Source organism: Dyadobacter sp. CECT 9275, assembly GCF_907164905.1.
Lineage (GTDB): Bacteria > Bacteroidota > Bacteroidia > Cytophagales > Spirosomataceae > Dyadobacter > Dyadobacter helix.
This window is the reverse complement of the sequence record NZ_CAJRAF010000002.1, coordinates 1,613,746-1,630,942: the sequence shown is the minus strand read 5'-3', so window position 1 is coordinate 1,630,942 and position 17,197 is coordinate 1,613,746. Positions and strand designations below refer to the sequence as shown.

At 43.2% G+C, this 17,197-nt stretch carries 17 protein-coding genes and 1 tRNA gene; 13 read left to right on the top strand and 5 right to left on the bottom strand.

The annotated features are described in order from the left end of the window. The first annotated feature begins 196 nt into the window (after nucleotides 1-196). Nucleotides 197-1,027, top strand: a complete 831-nt coding sequence (locus KOE27_RS14745; protein ID WP_229252774.1) for a DUF6268 family outer membrane beta-barrel protein — start codon at nucleotides 197-199, stop codon at nucleotides 1,025-1,027. A gap of 46 nt (nucleotides 1,028-1,073) precedes the next feature. On the opposite strand, the gene KOE27_RS14740 is transcribed toward KOE27_RS14745, so the two are convergent. Next, nucleotides 1,074-1,538, bottom strand: a complete 465-nt coding sequence (locus KOE27_RS14740; RefSeq protein ID WP_215239622.1) for a hypothetical protein — start codon at nucleotides 1,536-1,538, stop codon at nucleotides 1,074-1,076. 612 nt (nucleotides 1,539-2,150) lie between these two features. On the opposite strand from KOE27_RS14740, the gene KOE27_RS14735 reads away from it, so the two are divergent. From KOE27_RS14735 to KOE27_RS14710, 6 genes are all read left to right on the top strand, one after another. Then, complete coding sequence (locus tag KOE27_RS14735; RefSeq protein ID WP_215239621.1) at nucleotides 2,151-2,621, top strand: Lrp/AsnC ligand binding domain-containing protein; 471 nt, start codon at nucleotides 2,151-2,153, stop codon at nucleotides 2,619-2,621. A 78-nt stretch (nucleotides 2,622-2,699) separates the two neighbouring features. Continuing rightward, entirely contained in the window at nucleotides 2,700-3,053 is a 354-nt protein-coding gene (locus KOE27_RS14730; protein ID WP_215239620.1) for a PadR family transcriptional regulator, read from the top strand. 36 nt (nucleotides 3,054-3,089) lie between these two features. After that, entirely contained in the window at nucleotides 3,090-4,118 is a 1,029-nt protein-coding gene (locus KOE27_RS14725) for an energy transducer TonB (RefSeq protein ID WP_215239619.1), read from the top strand. Between the two features lie 104 nt (nucleotides 4,119-4,222). Next, nucleotides 4,223-4,759, top strand: a complete 537-nt coding sequence (locus tag KOE27_RS14720) for a 3'-5' exonuclease (RefSeq protein WP_215239618.1) — start codon at nucleotides 4,223-4,225, stop codon at nucleotides 4,757-4,759. Nucleotides 4,760-4,817: 58 nt separating this feature from the next. Beyond that, nucleotides 4,818-4,997 carry a hypothetical protein gene (locus KOE27_RS14715; RefSeq protein WP_215239617.1) on the top strand — a complete coding sequence of 60 codons (180 nt, stop codon included), beginning with the start codon at nucleotides 4,818-4,820 and terminating at the stop codon, nucleotides 4,995-4,997. Nucleotides 4,998-5,138: 141 nt separating this feature from the next. Continuing rightward, nucleotides 5,139-5,215 (top strand) — tRNA-Ala (locus tag KOE27_RS14710). Between the two features lie 274 nt (nucleotides 5,216-5,489). On the opposite strand, the gene KOE27_RS14705 is transcribed toward KOE27_RS14710, so the two are convergent. The 3 genes from KOE27_RS14705 to KOE27_RS14695 all read right to left on the bottom strand — a co-directional run bounded on the left by KOE27_RS14705 (nucleotide 5,490) and on the right by KOE27_RS14695 (nucleotide 7,150). Further along, nucleotides 5,490-5,801 (bottom strand): DUF805 domain-containing protein, encoded by a 312-nt coding sequence (locus KOE27_RS14705; protein ID WP_215239616.1) that lies wholly within the window; start codon nucleotides 5,799-5,801, stop codon nucleotides 5,490-5,492. A 35-nt stretch (nucleotides 5,802-5,836) separates the two neighbouring features. Then, complete coding sequence (locus KOE27_RS14700) at nucleotides 5,837-6,160, bottom strand: DUF805 domain-containing protein (RefSeq protein WP_215241614.1); 324 nt, start codon at nucleotides 6,158-6,160, stop codon at nucleotides 5,837-5,839. Nucleotides 6,161-6,433: 273 nt separating this feature from the next. Next, nucleotides 6,434-7,150, bottom strand: coding sequence for a hypothetical protein (locus tag KOE27_RS14695; RefSeq protein ID WP_215239615.1), 717 nt, complete (start codon nucleotides 7,148-7,150; stop codon nucleotides 6,434-6,436). Between the two features lie 125 nt (nucleotides 7,151-7,275). Between KOE27_RS14695 and KOE27_RS14690 the strand changes: the two genes are divergently transcribed. From KOE27_RS14690 to KOE27_RS14675, 4 genes are all read left to right on the top strand, one after another. Then, nucleotides 7,276-7,587, top strand: coding sequence for a Rha family transcriptional regulator (locus KOE27_RS14690; RefSeq protein WP_215239614.1), 312 nt, complete (start codon nucleotides 7,276-7,278; stop codon nucleotides 7,585-7,587). A gap of 269 nt (nucleotides 7,588-7,856) precedes the next feature. Further along, the gene (locus KOE27_RS14685) at nucleotides 7,857-8,207 is read left to right on the top strand and encodes a hypothetical protein (RefSeq protein ID WP_215239613.1); all 351 of its coding nucleotides are present in this window, start codon (nucleotides 7,857-7,859) and stop codon (nucleotides 8,205-8,207) included. Nucleotides 8,208-8,292: 85 nt separating this feature from the next. Continuing rightward, a complete protein-coding gene (locus KOE27_RS14680; protein WP_215239612.1) occupies nucleotides 8,293-10,077 on the top strand; it encodes a hypothetical protein in 1,785 nt (594 codons plus the stop codon). A 373-nt stretch (nucleotides 10,078-10,450) separates the two neighbouring features. After that, nucleotides 10,451-12,826 (top strand): ABC transporter permease, encoded by a 2,376-nt coding sequence (locus KOE27_RS14675; protein WP_215239611.1) that lies wholly within the window; start codon nucleotides 10,451-10,453, stop codon nucleotides 12,824-12,826. 92 nt (nucleotides 12,827-12,918) lie between these two features. Here the strand turns inward: KOE27_RS14675 and KOE27_RS14670 are convergent, their stop codons facing one another. Then, on the bottom strand, nucleotides 12,919-13,902 hold the full coding sequence (locus KOE27_RS14670) for an endonuclease/exonuclease/phosphatase family protein (RefSeq protein ID WP_215239610.1): 984 nt from the start codon (nucleotides 13,900-13,902) through the stop codon (nucleotides 12,919-12,921). Between the two features lie 246 nt (nucleotides 13,903-14,148). Between KOE27_RS14670 and KOE27_RS14665 the strand changes: the two genes are divergently transcribed. Next, the gene (locus KOE27_RS14665; RefSeq protein ID WP_215239609.1) at nucleotides 14,149-15,222 is read left to right on the top strand and encodes a LacI family DNA-binding transcriptional regulator; all 1,074 of its coding nucleotides are present in this window, start codon (nucleotides 14,149-14,151) and stop codon (nucleotides 15,220-15,222) included. A 130-nt stretch (nucleotides 15,223-15,352) separates the two neighbouring features. Then, the gene (locus tag KOE27_RS14660; RefSeq protein WP_215239608.1) at nucleotides 15,353-17,152 is read left to right on the top strand and encodes a prenyltransferase/squalene oxidase repeat-containing protein; all 1,800 of its coding nucleotides are present in this window, start codon (nucleotides 15,353-15,355) and stop codon (nucleotides 17,150-17,152) included. Nucleotides 17,153-17,197: the final 45 nt, after the last annotated feature.

The following is a 17,197-nucleotide window of genomic DNA, read 5'->3' as shown; positions in this document are numbered from 1 at the left end:
GCGTGGACATAGCGTTGGCCGACCGATATCAATGGGATTGAAAGTGCAATAGTCCGGTTTAACCGGTTGTTTTTGGTTCTTTAAAAATATTTGAACAGAATTTATGCAGTTTCGTGCCCAGGAAGCATTTATTGTTTTATTATCGTGCTTAAGCCTTAAAGTTTGTTGTCAGTCCCTTAAGCCAGGTCTTGCCGGTATGGCGCCGTCCAAATGGCTCACGATCAGACATACACATGCCCCTGGCAAAGTATATCGTTTCCCGGGAGCAGGAACCAAGACTTTCACACAGGAGGAGTATTTTTTCAGAGCCTGGTTACCGGTAATTCATAAAGAAAAGGTTTCGGTAATACTCGGGCCGCATTACCGTACCGAGCAATGGGAGATGAAAAGCAGCGGTGAAAATCCGATCAGCCACATGTCTGACTGGAAATTACGCTCTTTTGGGCTCGACCTGAGATCGCTCGTGAAGCTGGACAGCAGCTCCTGGCTTGTTTTAACATCACACATCAGTAAAAGCGGCAATTTCGGCGAACTAACCGCCAGGCAGATACCTTTTAACTATACCTTTTCTTCCGCATTTCTGAAAAGGCTTTCTCCTGATAAGGAAATTGGAGCTGGTGTGATGGTTAACCGGAGTTTTAAGCTCACGGTGTTGCCGGTGTTGCTTTTTAACTACAATTTTTCAGAAAATGCAGGTCTGGAAATGATTCTTCCCCAGCGAATTTCCTTCCGCAGAAATCTTTCTCCTTCCGACATTATTTACCTGAAAGGCGAGGCTGTTACCCGCACCTATTATCTCAGGCAGGTGTCCGCCACAGACCCCGGCGTTTGCCGGAGGGTAGATGTTGACCTTGGCTTGTCTTACAACCGCAGGCTGGGGAATTACGCTGGCTTCGAGGTTTTTGGCGGATATCGTACCAATCTTACCAACAAACTCGTAGAGGGAGCTTCGCCTGTGAAAACATCTGGCCTGACAGCTACAGTAGAGTTATACGTACAGCCGCCAAAGTTCAAAAGGAAAAAATAAAAAAATGTAGGAAAAACTGCCTGTTCCGCATTAAAATATGCCAACCTTAAAATGGTCTGATATAGGGGCGGTTGGCGAGAGGTGAAAAGGGCCAAGGAATGGCACAGAAAATGATAAGGAGGGCTACTGCATACCAAATGGCCATCGTTCTGAACTTTTCTTCGTTGGTTGCAAGCCTCTTGGTAACCGACGAGCCGATACTGATCACGAAAACCGCAATGGTCATCAGCAGGATGTGAATCATGCCAAAGAACATGAATTCAAAATGTTTACTTGCTTCGGAGTAGTCGGAACGGAAATAAGCAATCACCGGGCTGTTGAAATAGAGGACGTATCCAATGGTAAGCTGGATATGGGAGATTGTGGCCGTTACATGCCTGACGGTATCGTCTGTTTTGGTAAACGTACCTTTTTGCATCCACCCCTTGAAACCTTTATAAACTGCATACACCAGGCCTGCCAAAACCAGCCATCTGAACAGAGAGTGGAAAAATAGCAGGTAGATATACATTCAGCTACAATATGCCTGGTTAACTAACTTTATCCGCAAAAACATCCGATACTTCAGGTACAGAGAAAACGGGTACATGAATGCCTTCATCCTTTGCTGTACCGGCAGCAAGTTAAAAAAAACTCCTGTGTTAAGTCTAGATTCTTGATTTACAGGACTTTGAGCCATATAAAGAAAAACACGCAGGTTTCAAAATGAACCCGCGTGTCAAATTACACTTCATCAACAAACTAAAAACCAAATAAAACTACTACGAAAATAATCGCTTGTCAAGTTTTTTTTGCTGTAGGAGGGGGATTCGAACCACCCACGGTGCGGTTAGCTACGGTACAAATACTGTTGGTGGTCCACCCCAGTCGGCCTAAGCCGGCATTATGCCGCGTTTATCCCTGATTCACCACCCCCGAGACAGGAGGGCATGGCTGCCAATTTCATCACCCTACAATGAGAATCAAAAAGTAGTACAATAGCATTATTGTACGTATTTTGATAGTGCAAAGCTAAAAGTAAAGAATTTAAATATAAAATTTTTTCATAAAAAATTCGAAAAATTTACAATACATCTATTATTTGAGCTATATTGTTATGAAAAATTCAAACATTTGACGTTTTATGCAAAAATATTCAGATATTGATAGTACTGATCTAAGGATTCTGTCTCTGTTAATTGAAAATGCGGCATTGCCTTATACAGAGATAGGAAAGAGAGTTTTTGTTTCCGGCGGGACGGTCCACGTCCGAATGAAAAAACTGGAACAGATGGGAATTGTAAAGGGTTCTCAGCTTGTTATCGATCCGGCTAAGCTTGGTTGGGATATCAGTGCTTTTCTGGGAATTTACCTGGACAAAAGTTCATTATATGAGCAGGTCGCGGTAGAACTCGAAAAAATCCCGGAAGTCGTCAATATTCATTATACAACAGGTATTTACAGTATTTTTACCAAAATCGTTTGTCGGGATACCGGGCATCTACGGGAAATCCTGCACGATAAAATTCAGAAAGTGAGTGGTATCCAGCGTACAGAAACCTTTATCTCACTGGAGGAAAGAATCAACAGGTCTATCCCGCTGGCGGAAGTATAGCAGCAAATCCCTTATTTTTTCTGAGAAAATTTGTATATATAAAAAACTTATATATATTTGTACAAGAAATTAAATGATATGGAAAATAACACAACGAGTAACGAATATGTGAGGGGTACGCTCAAAACGATAGTGCTGAATTTACTAGCCGAGCATGACAGGATGTATGGGTATGAAATTACACAGGAAGTGAAGGACCGTACGGGCGGAGCCATAGCATTGACTTTCGGAGCATTATATCCTGTACTCCATAAACTGGAACAGGAAGGATTGCTGATCACCGAGTCGGTGGAGGTGGATGGACGGTTAAGAAAGTACTACTCGCTCACCAGCCCGGGTAATGAGGTTGCGCGTGCCAAGACAAATGACCTGGAAAGGTTTGTGGAGGCTATCAAACTATTGCTGGCGCCCAGGAGCCTCGCAACAGACTAGGAGTGCTAGTGGCTAACATTTAATACTTCACCTATCATGATACGTCTTCATAAAAATCGAATAGATCTTTTTAGCAAGTACTTGCAGGATAATCACGTAGATCCGGAATTGTACAATGAGATACTGGATCATTTAGCCTGTGAAACCGAAGAACGACTTTGGGAGGGGGACTCCTTTGAGAAAGCTTATGAAGGCATTATTTCAGCGGCAGACTCAAAAACCCTTCGTTTTTTGAATGTTGAACATAAACATCTGTTAGCCATGGAAAACTCTTTAAATGACATCGTTTTTGAAGGACGTAATAAACTTTACGGAGCCTACGCGCTCAGGAAAGGGTATAGTCAAACAGTACAAAGATCTATGATCCTGGGAGTTACGTTGTTTCTTTTGATGGTGATGCTGCCCAATCTCTATGCCCGGCTTACGCCTGAACCCAAGGATTCGGATATCAGATTTGAGATCAAGCTGGAGAAAGTGGATATTAAGCCTGATGCCTTTTTTGAGCCGAAAACTCCGCCGCCGCCACCAAAAGAGATTCCAAATACGGTTAAGTACACGGTGCCGGAAGTGGTCCAGGATGAAAAGGTGATCACAGAAAGCGTGCCTCCGGTGATTGAAGATCTTAGCAAAGCGCAGCCCGGGCAAGAAACGGTGGAAGGGGAAGGTGCCACTGAAATTATAGCTCCACCGGTGTCGTCGATTGGAGAAAGCAAGGCTAATATTACGGAAGTATTGCCGGCAAAGGACGAGGTCTTTATTCACGTTGAGCAAAACCCGGAGTTTATGGGAGGTATGAGCGCTATGGCATCCTTCCTTCAGAAAAATCTAAGATATCCGCAAAAGGCTTCAAGTGCAGGTATTCAGGGAAAGGTATTCGTGACATTCACCGTAGGTGCTGATGGGCAAATTGAGAACGTGGGTACGATAAAAGGAATCGGTTTCGGATGTGATGAAGAAGCGCTGAGGGTGATTAAGCTTATGCCTAAATGGAATCCCGGCAAACAGGGAGGCCGTCCTGTAAAAGTGAAATTCACCATGCCCATCTCGTTTCAGCTGGATCAGTAATAATTGCTCCAACGCATAGGTTATGGAAGTTCCCTGCAGTAAGCGGGGAACTTTTTTTATACCTTTGTAAGAAAAATTCTGATATTAAAATTGGCAGGTGGCCGATGTATGCAATAGTTGATATAGAGACGACAGGTGGAGGGGGCGCTGCCCGGATTACTGAAATAGCCATATTTCGCCACGATGGACGGGAGGTAGTGGATTTTTTTCACACACTGATTAATCCGGAAATATATATCCCACCGTTTATTACCCGGCTTACCGGGATTGACAACCTGATGGTGCAGGATTCGCCTACATTTGCAGAAGTGCAGGATTCAGTCCGGCGTCTTACCAGGGATGCCTGGTTTGTTGCACACAATGCCCGGTTTGACTATGGCTTTATAAAACGCGAATTTCAGGCAGTTGATGAGTATTTTCAACGGGATCTGCTGTGTACCGTTCAGCTGAGCAGGAAAATATTCCCCGGATTTAAGTCATACAGTCTCGGGAATCTGTGCGAAAGTCTGCGGATTTCGCTTGAAAACAGGCACAGGGCGCACGGAGATGCAGCAGCCACCGTCAAATTGTTCGAATTACTGCTTCAAAATGACATTCACAGGCTCATTCCAGTTGATGCAGAGTCTGGGTATATCGGCTGAGTTTGTAACAGGAATGGTTTTTTAAGAATGTATTTCATCATTAAAACCCATCATTGTTATGAAACCGATAATCAACCTCATTATAATTACGCTTCTTACATTCACACTTACCAGTTGCGAACTGGTTGGAGCCATATTTAAAGGCGGCATGTGGACCGGCATTATTCTGGTACTCGGAGTGATCGTACTGATCATTTGGGGAGTTGCCAAAGCCTTTGGAGGAGGCGGGCGAGGTTAGGGTATTTCAGGTAAGCATTCGGGAGTATGACCATCCCGAATGCTTGGAATTTCCGATACCGTTTGCGTACTGAAAACAAAAATCTTGGATTATGTTTGTTAATATAAATTCTGCAGAACATCTTTGCACTCCCAACAAGCCGGGGATGTAGCTCAGTTGGCTAGAGCGCTTGCATGGCATGCAAGAGGTCGTGGGTTCGAATCCCATCTTCTCCACCAGTACAGATGTAAATCAGTAAGTTATGAAATTTACACTCAATTAAACCCAGGATGTACTTAAACACCCTGGGTTTTTTGTTTCTGGCCACTCCGGGTTCGTCGGCATGTTTGCATAAATCATCAGACGGTTAAGCAGTGTTTTAAGGTCCTCCTGCATCCTTTTCTAAAATAATTTAAAGGGTTTTGCTTGACTGGTATGGCTGCTTAATCTGGGAAGGGATCTCCCTGTATAAAGGAGCGGGACAGTAAAGCAGTAAGGTTAAGCTAGTTAATTTCAAGTCGGCTGCTTAGGGCTTGGCCCGTATTTATTTCTACCCGGATGGCCCGGAGCGAACATCATCCAAAGAAAGTATAGAGGGATCAGTTGGAACCATCCGCTATTGCCTATGTCGTGACATCTTTTTGCACCCTGCGCAAGGCTAAACCAAACAAGGGGGATAAAGCAAGCGGCCAGGATGAGAACTCCCATTTCAACATCAATAAGGAGGTACTGTAATGTAAATTGGATCACATAGTACCCAATGTAAGAAAGACAATATTCGGTACGCCTGATACGGCCGTCGAATGAGAAGGGGTTTTCGGACATGATTTGATAAGGAGGTTACACAACTGACATGTAATTCAAACTCGTTGCTCTGCCGGCTGCTTCGGGCTTGGCCCATACTCGTTTTCTCCCGGATCGCCTGGCGCAAACATCATCCAGAGGAGATAGAAAGGAATTATTTGGAACCCTCCAAAATTACCTCTGTCATGACATCGTTTTGCTCCTTGGGCCAAAAGAAACCAGATCAACGGTATTAACAGGATAAGTTGTAAAAGGTTGGCCATGTCAGTGTTCGGGAAAGTGGCTCCCAGAACGACTAGGATTGCAAAGTATCCAAAGTATGAAAGGCAATATTCAGTGCGCCCAATGCGCCCGTCAAAGGAGAATGGTTTTTTGAACATAATCTGATATAAGAGGTTTTTTAATAGTGCAATGTAACCAAGTGTAGCAAAATTACAACGCACTTTAATCGAACTAACCTGCTGAGTGGATGCCCCGCTGTCTTTCACTGACTAATACCCGGATTTCGGGTATTAACTACCGGTTTAAAAATCGGTTTAGTTTAACCCCCCTAAATGAGGTATTAAACTTAAACCTCTAAACGAGTTCGCAGCCAGTTTAATTTAAACTGCGGTTTAAACTGTAAACCGCTATATCATATCGAAAGTTATCATCTACAAATTCTTTTTCCGTCCTGTATCCAACTTGCAGGTGATATTGTCCAAGGCACTTTTAATCTTATCCAATTTTTTTGGTAACTGTTGCAGCTCGTAGTTGGTCTTTGAAGATTCAGTATGATAATCCAGAGTCGATCTGAATTCATCCAAGGATACAGGAATGATGATTTCCATTTTGCTATTTCCTGCTACGTCCTCCGAATAGCTGAGTTTTGCCATGAAAAATGCTTCCTCCGGGTATCTTTCATAGAATGGATAATATCCATCGATAACTGTGTGATGTGACTGGCCTTTTGAAAGAAGCCGGATAACATTATACCGCTCATCTTTGCTAAATGAAATTGGTTGTCCAAATAAATTAAAGGGAATTGGTAAAGGCCTCCCTGAACCTTGCTCTTTATCGAGCCAGGTAAGATTGATATTATAAGCCGCTGATCCCCCATTATTGACAATTACAAGCTGGAATAAAGAATATCTACTTGTTATATCAATGATGATATCCAGCTGAGGGAGCTTTTCGATTCTTGCCTGGAAAATGGTATCATAGGCCATAATAGCGGGGATAACAGCAATAGCGGCCCCGGATAAACCTGCAACTGCATCCCATTCATTTCTTCTAACTGCGATCAATATTAAGACAAGAAAGAAGAGTAAGAGCCATATAAAAAGGCCGATAACACCTTTTCTTTGATTTTCTAGGGGGATTGGTATCATAGTGATAAAGTTGAGGGTGCTTCAAAAAGGAGATTTGGGCACATAATTACTTATACGGTTGACCGTAATATCCTCCGTAAACATATCCATTATGCCTCATATTATCGAAGAAATAAATTGCTCAGTTGACTGGAAAACAACATTCCCATGTGCTGAGAGATTGTGACATTCTCAACGAAAATTACGACAGGTTAGGACTATCAAAAATTGGATCATCCCTTTTCGTAAATGAACAGAGTAGAGAATTCAGGGAAATGACGCTCGCCAAAATGCAGACTATGGACCTGATGACCGGGTACAATATCGAACTTAGGATCCAGGTAAATCGTCGCTGGGAAGAGCCAGAAAACCAACTCCCGCAGACTTTTGCCGAAGCATTGATGCTTGCTACAAAGCAGGCCAGACTATCCACAGATGTCCTCTATGAAGTTCCTTAATTAAGTAACCAACTTACAATCAGGGTCGAATTTCAAGTGCTGCATGGCTGAACTCTTTTCAATTGGCATGACGATACCCCTGCTGAAATTTCAGCAGGCCATTAAGGCCTAGATCTATTTATGCTGACATATCAAGGAAAACCATGATTTTTTGCGGAGAAGAAGTTTCTAATCAGTAGGTTTCTTTCTAAACTACTTTCAGACAAAGCTTGATAGTGAGTTACAATTTTCATGTATGAATACTCTAAAAGAAGACAAACTGAATTAATATGAGAATACCTTACGATAACCGTGGAGAAGAAGGACGCCTTCAAAGGCTCAAAAAGTTTGTGAATGAAGTCGATACGGAATCCGACCGTCTCGGAGAGAATAGTATAACGAGTTACAGATCCTTACTTGAGGATTTACTTGTAAAATATGCATTACCATATGTATTACTTAAAGGATCGAGAATAGATTTAATTTCTGCGATAAAAAATTTTCTTCCAGAAATCAATTTTGTACTTAATCAAGAGCTGTCGAGACTGGATCCTGGTTGGAAGCACATACTGATGTCCAAAAAAATATCAGATATGACTGGTTACGAGTATCAACAATATTTAAAATTGATTGATAAATAGATTTTTATTTGTAACCGATTTTGCATTTTTGATAAGGAAAATATTATCATGTATAATTATTTTATAAATATTTAATAATTCTAAAATGAAAAGATCTACTAGTAGAAATAAAAAAAATAGAGTAAGTAATGGTCAAAAAAATATTGTGTTTCATAATAGTGTATTTTTTTTACGATCGGATATTTTTCCGGATGAAAGTTTCAAGCCAGAAGAATATATTAAAAATATACCAAGGAGCATTCTTTTGAGGTACGCTATCCTATTCATAAATAATTTTAACCATCATTCACACATTGAATCATCTGAGGATTTTTTAGATAAATATTTTAGTGAATACAAAGATAAATCATACTTGATATGGAAAAAAATACTACGTGACAAGTCTATCAAATTTAATACAAAGATTGTAATAGTTTATCCCCTATCAAATTTTAAATTTTTTGAAATAGCTAGTAAGCAAAGTGAATTCGAATACAAATTAGATGATATTGAATATATTGAGAAATCAAATATAAATGTTTTGAAATGTTATCTTTCCATAAATGAAATATTTGCTTCAAAGGAGGCCATTTGCAGAATGTCATTAGAAAAATGGTGGCCGAATGACATATCCCTTCTCACATCTTTTCTCGGATCCCTTATGGAGTCGGATATTACAAAATTCTCTCCTATTTTTAACTATATTGCACAATACACCAAATCCAAATATCTATTTTCATATTTGCTATCAACTCCTAATACAAGAGAGCTTTTGAAGGAGTATCTTATGGAAAGAGGGCTGAATTCTGTATCCGATTATTTAGGTAAACTCGTATTCATCTTTGATCAGACCGCCAATCGAGATAAAATTGTGGGCCTAGCGTTGTTTACTATTGATCCTATAAAGTTTCCTAAATTATATAAATTTGTTAACATGTTTTTGTTAACAAAGATAACGGACGATGATGATTTTCTTTCAATTAGAAATAGTCCTATTATTGAATTGGAGCCGAATGTATTTCACCTTATACATGATAAGTTTTTATTCGACAAGCTTTACATTGGAATATTTTTTGATTTGTTTAAGATATATAAAGAAAGGAAAATGACAATGCTAAATGATTTTATGGGGCATTTTGGGGAGCATTTTTTTGAACGATATTTGGCAAGCAAGGTATTGTACGATATCATTTTGAATAAAGCGATTAAACTATCAGGAGAAGATATAAAGAGTGCGAGATTGAAAAGCGAATTAAAAGGGGAACCAGATTACTATATTCGAGACTGGCAGAATATCTATGTCTTCGAGGTTAAAAACAATCTTATTAAAAACTCCATTAAATATTCATTTAATTATGAAAAAGTAGAGCCATATTTGAAGACTAGATTTATTTATGATGAAGAAAATAAAAAGGATGGAGTGATTAGGCAAATTATTAATAATATTGACCTTATATTTTCGAATAAATTAGATTTTGATCAAATTAACTCATGTAATTCCATAAAAATTTATCCAATAGCTATTGTACCGGAGGAGTCATATAGCTCGTACGGTTTTAACTATATCGTCAATCAATGGTTTGAGCAAGAGTTAGAATCAAGGTCAAATGGAAATCGTTTAAGATATAGAAGAGTTAGGCCGTTAGTAATTATAACGATTGACACGATAATTATTTTGAGATACTATATCAAGATGAAAAGATTAAAATTGAAAGATCTATTGGATACTTATATCGGTAACTATTTGACTAAACAAGAATACAATAAGAATAGAATATCGTTTACCATGTTTGTAAATAACTTTATAGTTGGCAGTGGATTACCTCCCATAGACTTCAAACATTCACAAGATGAAATCTTTCCAGATTTTGATTTCAGATTCGATGTTTAGTCTCAGTTAAGTCTGTGAGACTGTTATGGACCCGCCATTCTTGCAGGAGCTGCCTTTGTTGTTGCTCAGTTTCCTGATAGGTCTTTATCAGTGATTCCAGAGCTTCCGGATCTGCTGCAATGATCTCTTTGCCGTTCAGTTTACCGCCACCCTGGCTCATTACCCATGCCAGTGCTACCTGCCCGGCCGTTACAGGAAAAGAGCGGCAAACGGAGCAAAGTGTTTTTAGTTGATGTAAAAAACGGCCGATCGTCCGCGCGATATGTACGAATTTGAACAGTAGTCATGGATTAACTATTTGATTTTCAAATGTTATAAATATGGAACGGTTCTTTTAACGACAACTGTCAACACGGCAGATACATCGAATTTTATGTTTCAGAACTACTTCAAAATCGCGGTAAGAAATCTTTGGAAACACAGGCTTTTTTCACTCATTAACATACTGGGGCTGGGCCTGGCAATGGGGTTTTGCTTCCTCCAGCTAATGCAGGTACAAAGTACTTTTGAAAAAGATTCTTTTCATCCCTATCCCGACCGTACCTACCGGATCATCACAGACGCCACCGCGAAGGATCATTCAGTGTATGCACTGGCTTCATCGCCCATGCCACTAGCGGAAAAGCTCTCCGGCGAGCAAAGTATTATTGAAAACTCGGCCAGGGTAATACGCAACTTTGGAGGAAATATGAAAAACGGTATTAAAACCCTTCGGGTGAATGGAATGTATGTCGATCCGTCGTATTTTGACATTTTTGGATTTAAGCTGGCGAGCGGCAAACCCTGCCTTGAACCGCGTACTGTGGTACTATCTCCCGAAATGGCGGAGCGTTTTTTTGGAGAAGCGGATCCTGTGGGCCAGACACTCGTACATGCTGATCTCGGCATTTTCACGGTTTCAGGTGTTTTTGCTTCAATCGAACCGTTTACCAGTCATTTACAGTCCGACCTCGTGGTTTCCATGTCTACCTATCAGGAATTCGACAAAAATGCTACGGCGCAAAATTGGCAGGACTATAATACCTACACATTTGTACTGGTGACAAAAGGTACCGGACAGGCCGCATTGAATCAGATGTTAAGGAAGGTCGCGATGGAAAGCAACAGGAGTATTCAATTTAAAGATGTAAAAAGCCAATCATTCAGAAGCCAGCTACTGGAGGATATTCCTTTGGACAGGGAGGGCTTGCGTGATAATCCGTATGTAGAGCCAATATGGAAAATAGGCGTTAGTTGGCTTGTTCCATTGATTGTCATTTTGCTGGCAGGCTTTAATTACGTGAACCTGACGTTGACGCGCTCGTTAAGCCGCGGGCGGGAGGTAGGCGTACGGAAGGTTGCCGGTGCCAAACGCTGGCAGCTGATTTCACAGTTTCTGGTCGAGACGATTGTCATTGCGTTTCTTTCACTGGGTGTAGGATATTTCGGTCTCGAACTTTTCCAATCCTATGTGCATGTACGCTGGCTTCATTATGAGGTGGAAAATACCGTGGTTATGTGGTTGATTTTCATTGCTTTTACTCTGTTTACAGGTATCCTGGCGGGTCTGTTGCCGGCAAGAATCCTGTCGTCCTACGAACCTGCGCAGATTATCAAAGGGGAGATGGCACCTTCCGGTGTAGGAAAAATCGGTTTTCGTAAATCACTGGTGGTTATCCAGTTCGTGGTAGCGCTTGTTTTTATGACCTTCACCGGTATCTCAAACAGCCAGTTTGACTACATGGCTACCGACAATGAAAATTTTAACAGAAAGGGGATTTTTAATATCCCGGTAACACCCACCGATTTCAGGATTTTAGTCACGGAAATAGCAGAACTGGCAGATGTCAGGAAAGTGGGTGTGGCATCGGCTACGCTGAGCGAAGGGGCGGGGCAGGCCAAAATCAGTAACATTGGGGAAAAAGGACAAAAGTTGGTACCACAGGACACCTATATTTATGCAGCCGACGCCAATTTTATCGACAATATGAAGTTGAAATTTATTGCAGGCGGAAATCTGCCCGAAACGTCCGGTGATACAACGGGGCATTTTGTAGTCATTAACGAACGTGCATCAAAGGTCCTCGGATACAATAATCCCGCAGAGCTTGTAGGGCAAACCATTCGGCTCAACGAAACGGAGGTTCAGGTGGCGGGCGTGGTCCGGAATTTTTGCTTCATGCGGTATGAGCTGCCTGTGGCACCGCTGGTCTTTGCCTATGATCCCAGGGAAATTAAAGTTTTGTCACTAATGGTTGCAGACGGGGCTGATAACAAAAGCATAGAAGCAGCTTTGGGTAAGATATGGAAAAGATTACATCCCCGGGAGTCATTTGTGTATTCGTGGTACGAGGAGCAGCTTTATGAGGATTATGCAGAAGGAGGAGATCAACGTTTTACCGGTGTAATTGTATTTATTGTTTTTATGATAGCGGGAATGGGTTTGCTGGGCATGGTAAGTTATACTACCGAAAAACGCACCAAGGAAGTAGGTGTTCGGAAGGTAATGGGTGCCAGCGTTGCCCAAATTATGTTCCTTTTGTCGTCCGGTTTTGTGAAACTGATATTGATTGCCTCTGCCATAGCCATGCCGCTTGGTTATTTTTTGGGAGGGCTTTTCCTTCGGATCTTTACTTATCATGTGCCTCTGGGCCCCGCCGTTTTTGTTAAATGTCTTACCAGTTTGACCCTGATAGGTCTGATCACCATAGGAGTTCAGGCATACCGCACCGCCATGACCAATCCGGCCAAGACGCTCAGAGCGGACTGAAATACGTATGGGATCTGTTTAAATATCCAGGCCGCCGTTAAACCGAATGGTACCAGGCTGGCTTTGTCCGGCAGGCAGAGAGCGCCATAAAATCAATAAGCGGCCAGCAGTTTTTTATCCTGTAACTTCCAGGAAAACCGGAGACTAACCGGGTGATGATCGGATAGCGGCGTTCCGTTTTTGTCATTAAATAATTGATTATTAAGATTGTATTCGGAGATATTCAGCTGTATCCGGTCATTACTGCGGTACAGGATTTTATCTATGGATTCCGACCGGCTGTTCATTCGCAGTATCTGACTCTCCGGAAGTTTCTGAACCGGTTGCGGTAAATGGTCATGATTCACCAGCATCACCCAGGCATCTGTTAGGTGATTGTTTGCCAGTAATTGATGAACGTTGTCGTAAGAGTAACTATAATGGGCATTCAAATCGCCCATGACGATCACGGCCTGGCCTCTTGAGTTTTTTCTGATAAAGTCGGAAAGCTGGTTCATATTGCTGCGCCGGGCTGCCGCAGCCGCCAGATGGTTATAGGCGTTCGCGTGGACATTATACAGATCTACAAATACATTTCGGGCAATTTCCAGGCGGGAATAAGTGAAACCTTTGGGCGTCAGGCAGTCGGCTCCGGTACAATCATTCCAGGATATTCTTCTGACATGGTGTACGGGGTACCTCGATAAGGTATTCAACCCGTCGCCAAACAGAACACTCCCTTTGGTTTGTGTTCGAAAAGGGTGAGCATTTCCTCCATTGTACAGATACCGATTATAGTTGAAATCCTCCTGAACATTAACGACATCAAACGCATTCAGTTTCCTTCCGATAGCTGCAATACTGGGAGCACGTCTGGTAGTTGCGCTGGAAATCATTTCCGGTAAACCGGCAATGTTGTAGGTGAGTACCGAAAATGCACCAGCAGTGGTATCCGGTAGTGCCCCGGGGGATTGAAGACGAAAGCTGAGAGATCTTTCAGGTATCTTGCCGGGGTCAAATCCGGAGGAGAAAAATGCGAGTGAGGCCAAGGCTGCCAGGTTTAGAAATCTTTTTCTGGTGATAGACTTCCAGATCATAATTTAAGGTTTGGTTTCTCAAAATTAGCCTGCCAGTATGAACCCTGAGAGATACCTGTATTAACGTTCTATTATCAATGGAAAATCAGCGGTAAAAGGCGTTTAGGGAATTTACCATCCATGAGAAGGGCCGGGCTGCCGTTATCTGGTAGCAGCCGTCGGTAAGTTTCGGTAGTGGTAAAGGACGAAATCACAAATTAGCAGACGATTGTTTATATTTGGTGGGTATTCAACGATTTAATTCTTGTGGAAGGAAAAGAAGATAACGCATTGATCGGAGTCAAGGAAATTGCGAGACGGGCCAACGTTTCGCTCGGGACCGTGGACCGGGTGATCAACAACAGAGCCGGAGTGGCGGTAAAAACCAGGAACCGAGTTAACGCAATTATCCAGGAACTTAATTATCAGCCAAACGTACTCGCCAGAAGGCTTGCGCTGACATCCAGAGGTACTCTTCGGGTGGCAGTTTTGTTGCCCGACATTTCGGAGGAAACGGAGTATTGGAAGGCTCCGCTCGAAGGTATCAATAAAGCGGATCTGGAGATCAGGCAGTATGGCGTGCAGGTGGAATATTACTTTTTTGACCAGAATGTTCAATCTGTTTTTGCGGAACAGGTGGACCGGATTATGGAAAATGCTCCTGATGGCGTGCTGATCACCCCCACGTTTGAGAAAGAGTCTATAGCGCTGATGAAATTCTGTAAAAGGAAAAAAATTCCCTGCGTTCTGATGAACTCGGATATCCCCGAACAGCAACGGCTTTGTTATATAGGGCCGGAGCTTTTTGATAGCGGGTACCTTTCCGGACAACTGGTTCATTATTGCCTGAAACCGGGGCAGAAAGCCATGATCGTCAACATTGCCCGGGAGATCGAAAACAACGTGGCTATTCTGCGGAAAGAAGACGGGTTTATGGCCTACTTCAGAGAAAAACTTTCTGAGGAGCAGCTCGTGCACCTCAATATGCGGGATACCGGTTATGCTGCCGTAGCCGGCAGGCTCACGGGACTGCTGGAGGAACATCCGCAAATTGGTATTATCTATGTAACGAATTCGAGGGTGTCGCTGGTGGCAGAATGGCTGGAATCTATTGAAAGAAGTGATATCGTGCTCATTGGATACGATTATCTCGACAAAAATCTGGACTATCTCAAAAGGGGGATTATTGACTTCCTATTGTGCGAGAAACCACAGGAGCAGGGGTACCGCGGTGTGATGTCACTTTTTCAGTATCTGATATTCTCTGCAACCGTACAGGAAGACTATCTCATTCCGATAGACATTGTTACCAGCGCCAATTACAGATATTATAGAAATTAAGAACATATCTTTAAGTTTCATCTTTCGTGCACGTGCACAATTTCATATGTTTCAGATCAAACATCGTTGTCTTTTTTTGCTGCCAGTGTTTATATGCCTTGGCAGCCATGCTTTGTCGCAGGCCTTATCCATGAAGAAGGAGTATGCCGCCACGTTGTTACAACTTTCGGGGACACTGTTGGCTTTGCAGACAGATGAGAAGGAACCGGCCAACTGCGGTGCCTTGGTCTGTAAAAGTTGCCATGTGCTGCATACAAGGGCCGCAGAGGCAGTATACCCTTTTGCGGTTTCCTACATGATTACGGGCGAACAGCGCTATTTGAAAGCAGCGCGGAATGCGGCATCCTGGCTGATCAGCCAGCAGCAACCCGACGGAAGCTGGAAAGAAACGCCCGAAGAATGGACCGGAACCACCACCGACCAGCTGCTGATGTTATTGCTGGCATACGATGCCATTTCCGGTGAACTTACGGAACACGAGAAAACCTCATGGAACACAGCAATGGTCAAAGCAGCGGACTATCTTTACAAGGTAATGAAGCCCGAATTTGCGAGCATAAACTACGTAGCAACAACTACCGTCACGCTTGCCAAAGCGCACCGGCTGACAGGAACAGAACGCTATCTCACACGTGCCCGGGAACTGGCCCGCCGGACAGTTTCAAAAATGGATGAAAAGGGGTTTATCAATGGAGAGGGCGGAAGGGGAGTGGGCGCTAAGCTGGGTATTGACCTTGGGTACGAAATGGAAATGTCGCTATGGGGGCTGGGACTCTACGCCAAAACAACAGGCGATACGCTGGTGAGCAACCGGGTACGGGATGCATTAAAAACACATCTCAGTTTTATTTATCCGGATGGGTCCATGGATAATTCGTGGGGTATCCGGTCCAATAAGTGGACCATGTATGGTGGTGCAACTTCGGATGGGTGCCAGGCATTGTTTGCGCTTTATGCGGATGAAGATCAGCGTTATGCCAGTGCGTCCTACAAGAACCTGCTTTTTTTGAGGTCCAATATCCTGCCCGGCGGCCTGGTGGGTTACGGGCCACACCACGCCCGTGTCTTTGAAACGCAGCCCTGCATATATCCGACTTTTACCAAAGCAAAAAACCTGGCGATGGCTTATCAGTTTGAGAAAAAGGATGTCAGGCCCTATCAGCCATTACCGACGGAACAGTGGGGGTGGATCAGGCATTTTGATAACCTGGATGTTGTGCAGGTGCGGACAAAGAACTTCATGGCAACCGTCACCGGCTACCGCTACAAGGACCAAAAAGCAGGTTCAAAAAGCAAATATATGTTCCGGCCCAATGGAGGAACCCTGTCGTACCTTTGGGTGGAAGGGCATGGTGCCTTGCAGGTGTCGAGTGTAACGGAGTATTCTCGCCCGGAGCCAATGAGCTTTCCAGAAGCCCCCGGCGTAAAATGTCTGTCGCCTCAGATCGCCTACCGCGATTCATTGGGATACTTCACCAATTTGTTTGAATCCGATGCCCGTTTGGCCACGGCAACTTTGGACAACGGCAGTTTTCGTGTGCAAGCTCATGGAGAACTGAAGAACCGGGACTGGATCAATGGCGGAGTTGCCTATGCGCTTACCTACACTTTTGCCGATGACTTTGTGGAAAAGAAAGTGGTACTTACTTACCACGATGCTTTTCCAACGGTGGTCATTACCGAGCCTTTTGTGATGCAGCCGGGAATGAAAGTAAGCTTGATAAATGACAGGATAGTTACGCTTCAAGGGGGCAAGAAACATTTTGTGTTTACAACCATGGAGGGAGATGCCAGGATTATTACCGGCAGGGACGCGGATCATTACTGGACGCCCTATCCGGCCATCAGGGCGTTCCCGGTGGAGATCGAAATTGCCCCGCCTAAAAAGGGTTTCACACAAACGGTAACTTACCGTATTGCGCTGAAGTAATAATTTCCCGGAATACCGCGCCGGAAAGTGTTCCTGGCTTGTTTT

Excerpts from the sequence above, each read along its gene's own strand:
- KOE27_RS14745 (WP_229252774.1), top strand. The coding sequence starts at position 197 with ATGGCGCCGTCCAAATGGCTCACGATCAGACATACACATGCCCCTGGC.
- KOE27_RS14740 (WP_215239622.1), bottom strand. The coding sequence starts at position 1,538 with ATGTATATCTACCTGCTATTTTTCCACTCTCTGTTCAGATGGCTGGTT.
- KOE27_RS14735 (WP_215239621.1), top strand. The coding sequence starts at position 2,151 with ATGCAAAAATATTCAGATATTGATAGTACTGATCTAAGGATTCTGTCT.
- KOE27_RS14730 (WP_215239620.1), top strand. The coding sequence starts at position 2,700 with ATGGAAAATAACACAACGAGTAACGAATATGTGAGGGGTACGCTCAAA.
- KOE27_RS14725 (WP_215239619.1), top strand. The coding sequence starts at position 3,090 with ATGATACGTCTTCATAAAAATCGAATAGATCTTTTTAGCAAGTACTTG.
- KOE27_RS14720 (WP_215239618.1), top strand. The coding sequence starts at position 4,223 with ATGTATGCAATAGTTGATATAGAGACGACAGGTGGAGGGGGCGCTGCC.
- KOE27_RS14715 (WP_215239617.1), top strand. The coding sequence starts at position 4,818 with ATGAAACCGATAATCAACCTCATTATAATTACGCTTCTTACATTCACA.
- KOE27_RS14705 (WP_215239616.1), bottom strand. The coding sequence starts at position 5,801 with ATGTCCGAAAACCCCTTCTCATTCGACGGCCGTATCAGGCGTACCGAA.
- KOE27_RS14700 (WP_215241614.1), bottom strand. The coding sequence starts at position 6,160 with ATGTTCAAAAAACCATTCTCCTTTGACGGGCGCATTGGGCGCACTGAA.
- KOE27_RS14695 (WP_215239615.1), bottom strand. The coding sequence starts at position 7,150 with ATGATACCAATCCCCCTAGAAAATCAAAGAAAAGGTGTTATCGGCCTT.
- KOE27_RS14685 (WP_215239613.1), top strand. The coding sequence starts at position 7,857 with ATGAGAATACCTTACGATAACCGTGGAGAAGAAGGACGCCTTCAAAGG.
- KOE27_RS14680 (WP_215239612.1), top strand. The coding sequence starts at position 8,293 with ATGAAAAGATCTACTAGTAGAAATAAAAAAAATAGAGTAAGTAATGGT.
- KOE27_RS14675 (WP_215239611.1), top strand. The coding sequence starts at position 10,451 with ATGTTTCAGAACTACTTCAAAATCGCGGTAAGAAATCTTTGGAAACAC.
- KOE27_RS14670 (WP_215239610.1), bottom strand. The coding sequence starts at position 13,902 with ATGATCTGGAAGTCTATCACCAGAAAAAGATTTCTAAACCTGGCAGCC.
- KOE27_RS14660 (WP_215239608.1), top strand. The coding sequence starts at position 15,353 with ATGAAGAAGGAGTATGCCGCCACGTTGTTACAACTTTCGGGGACACTG.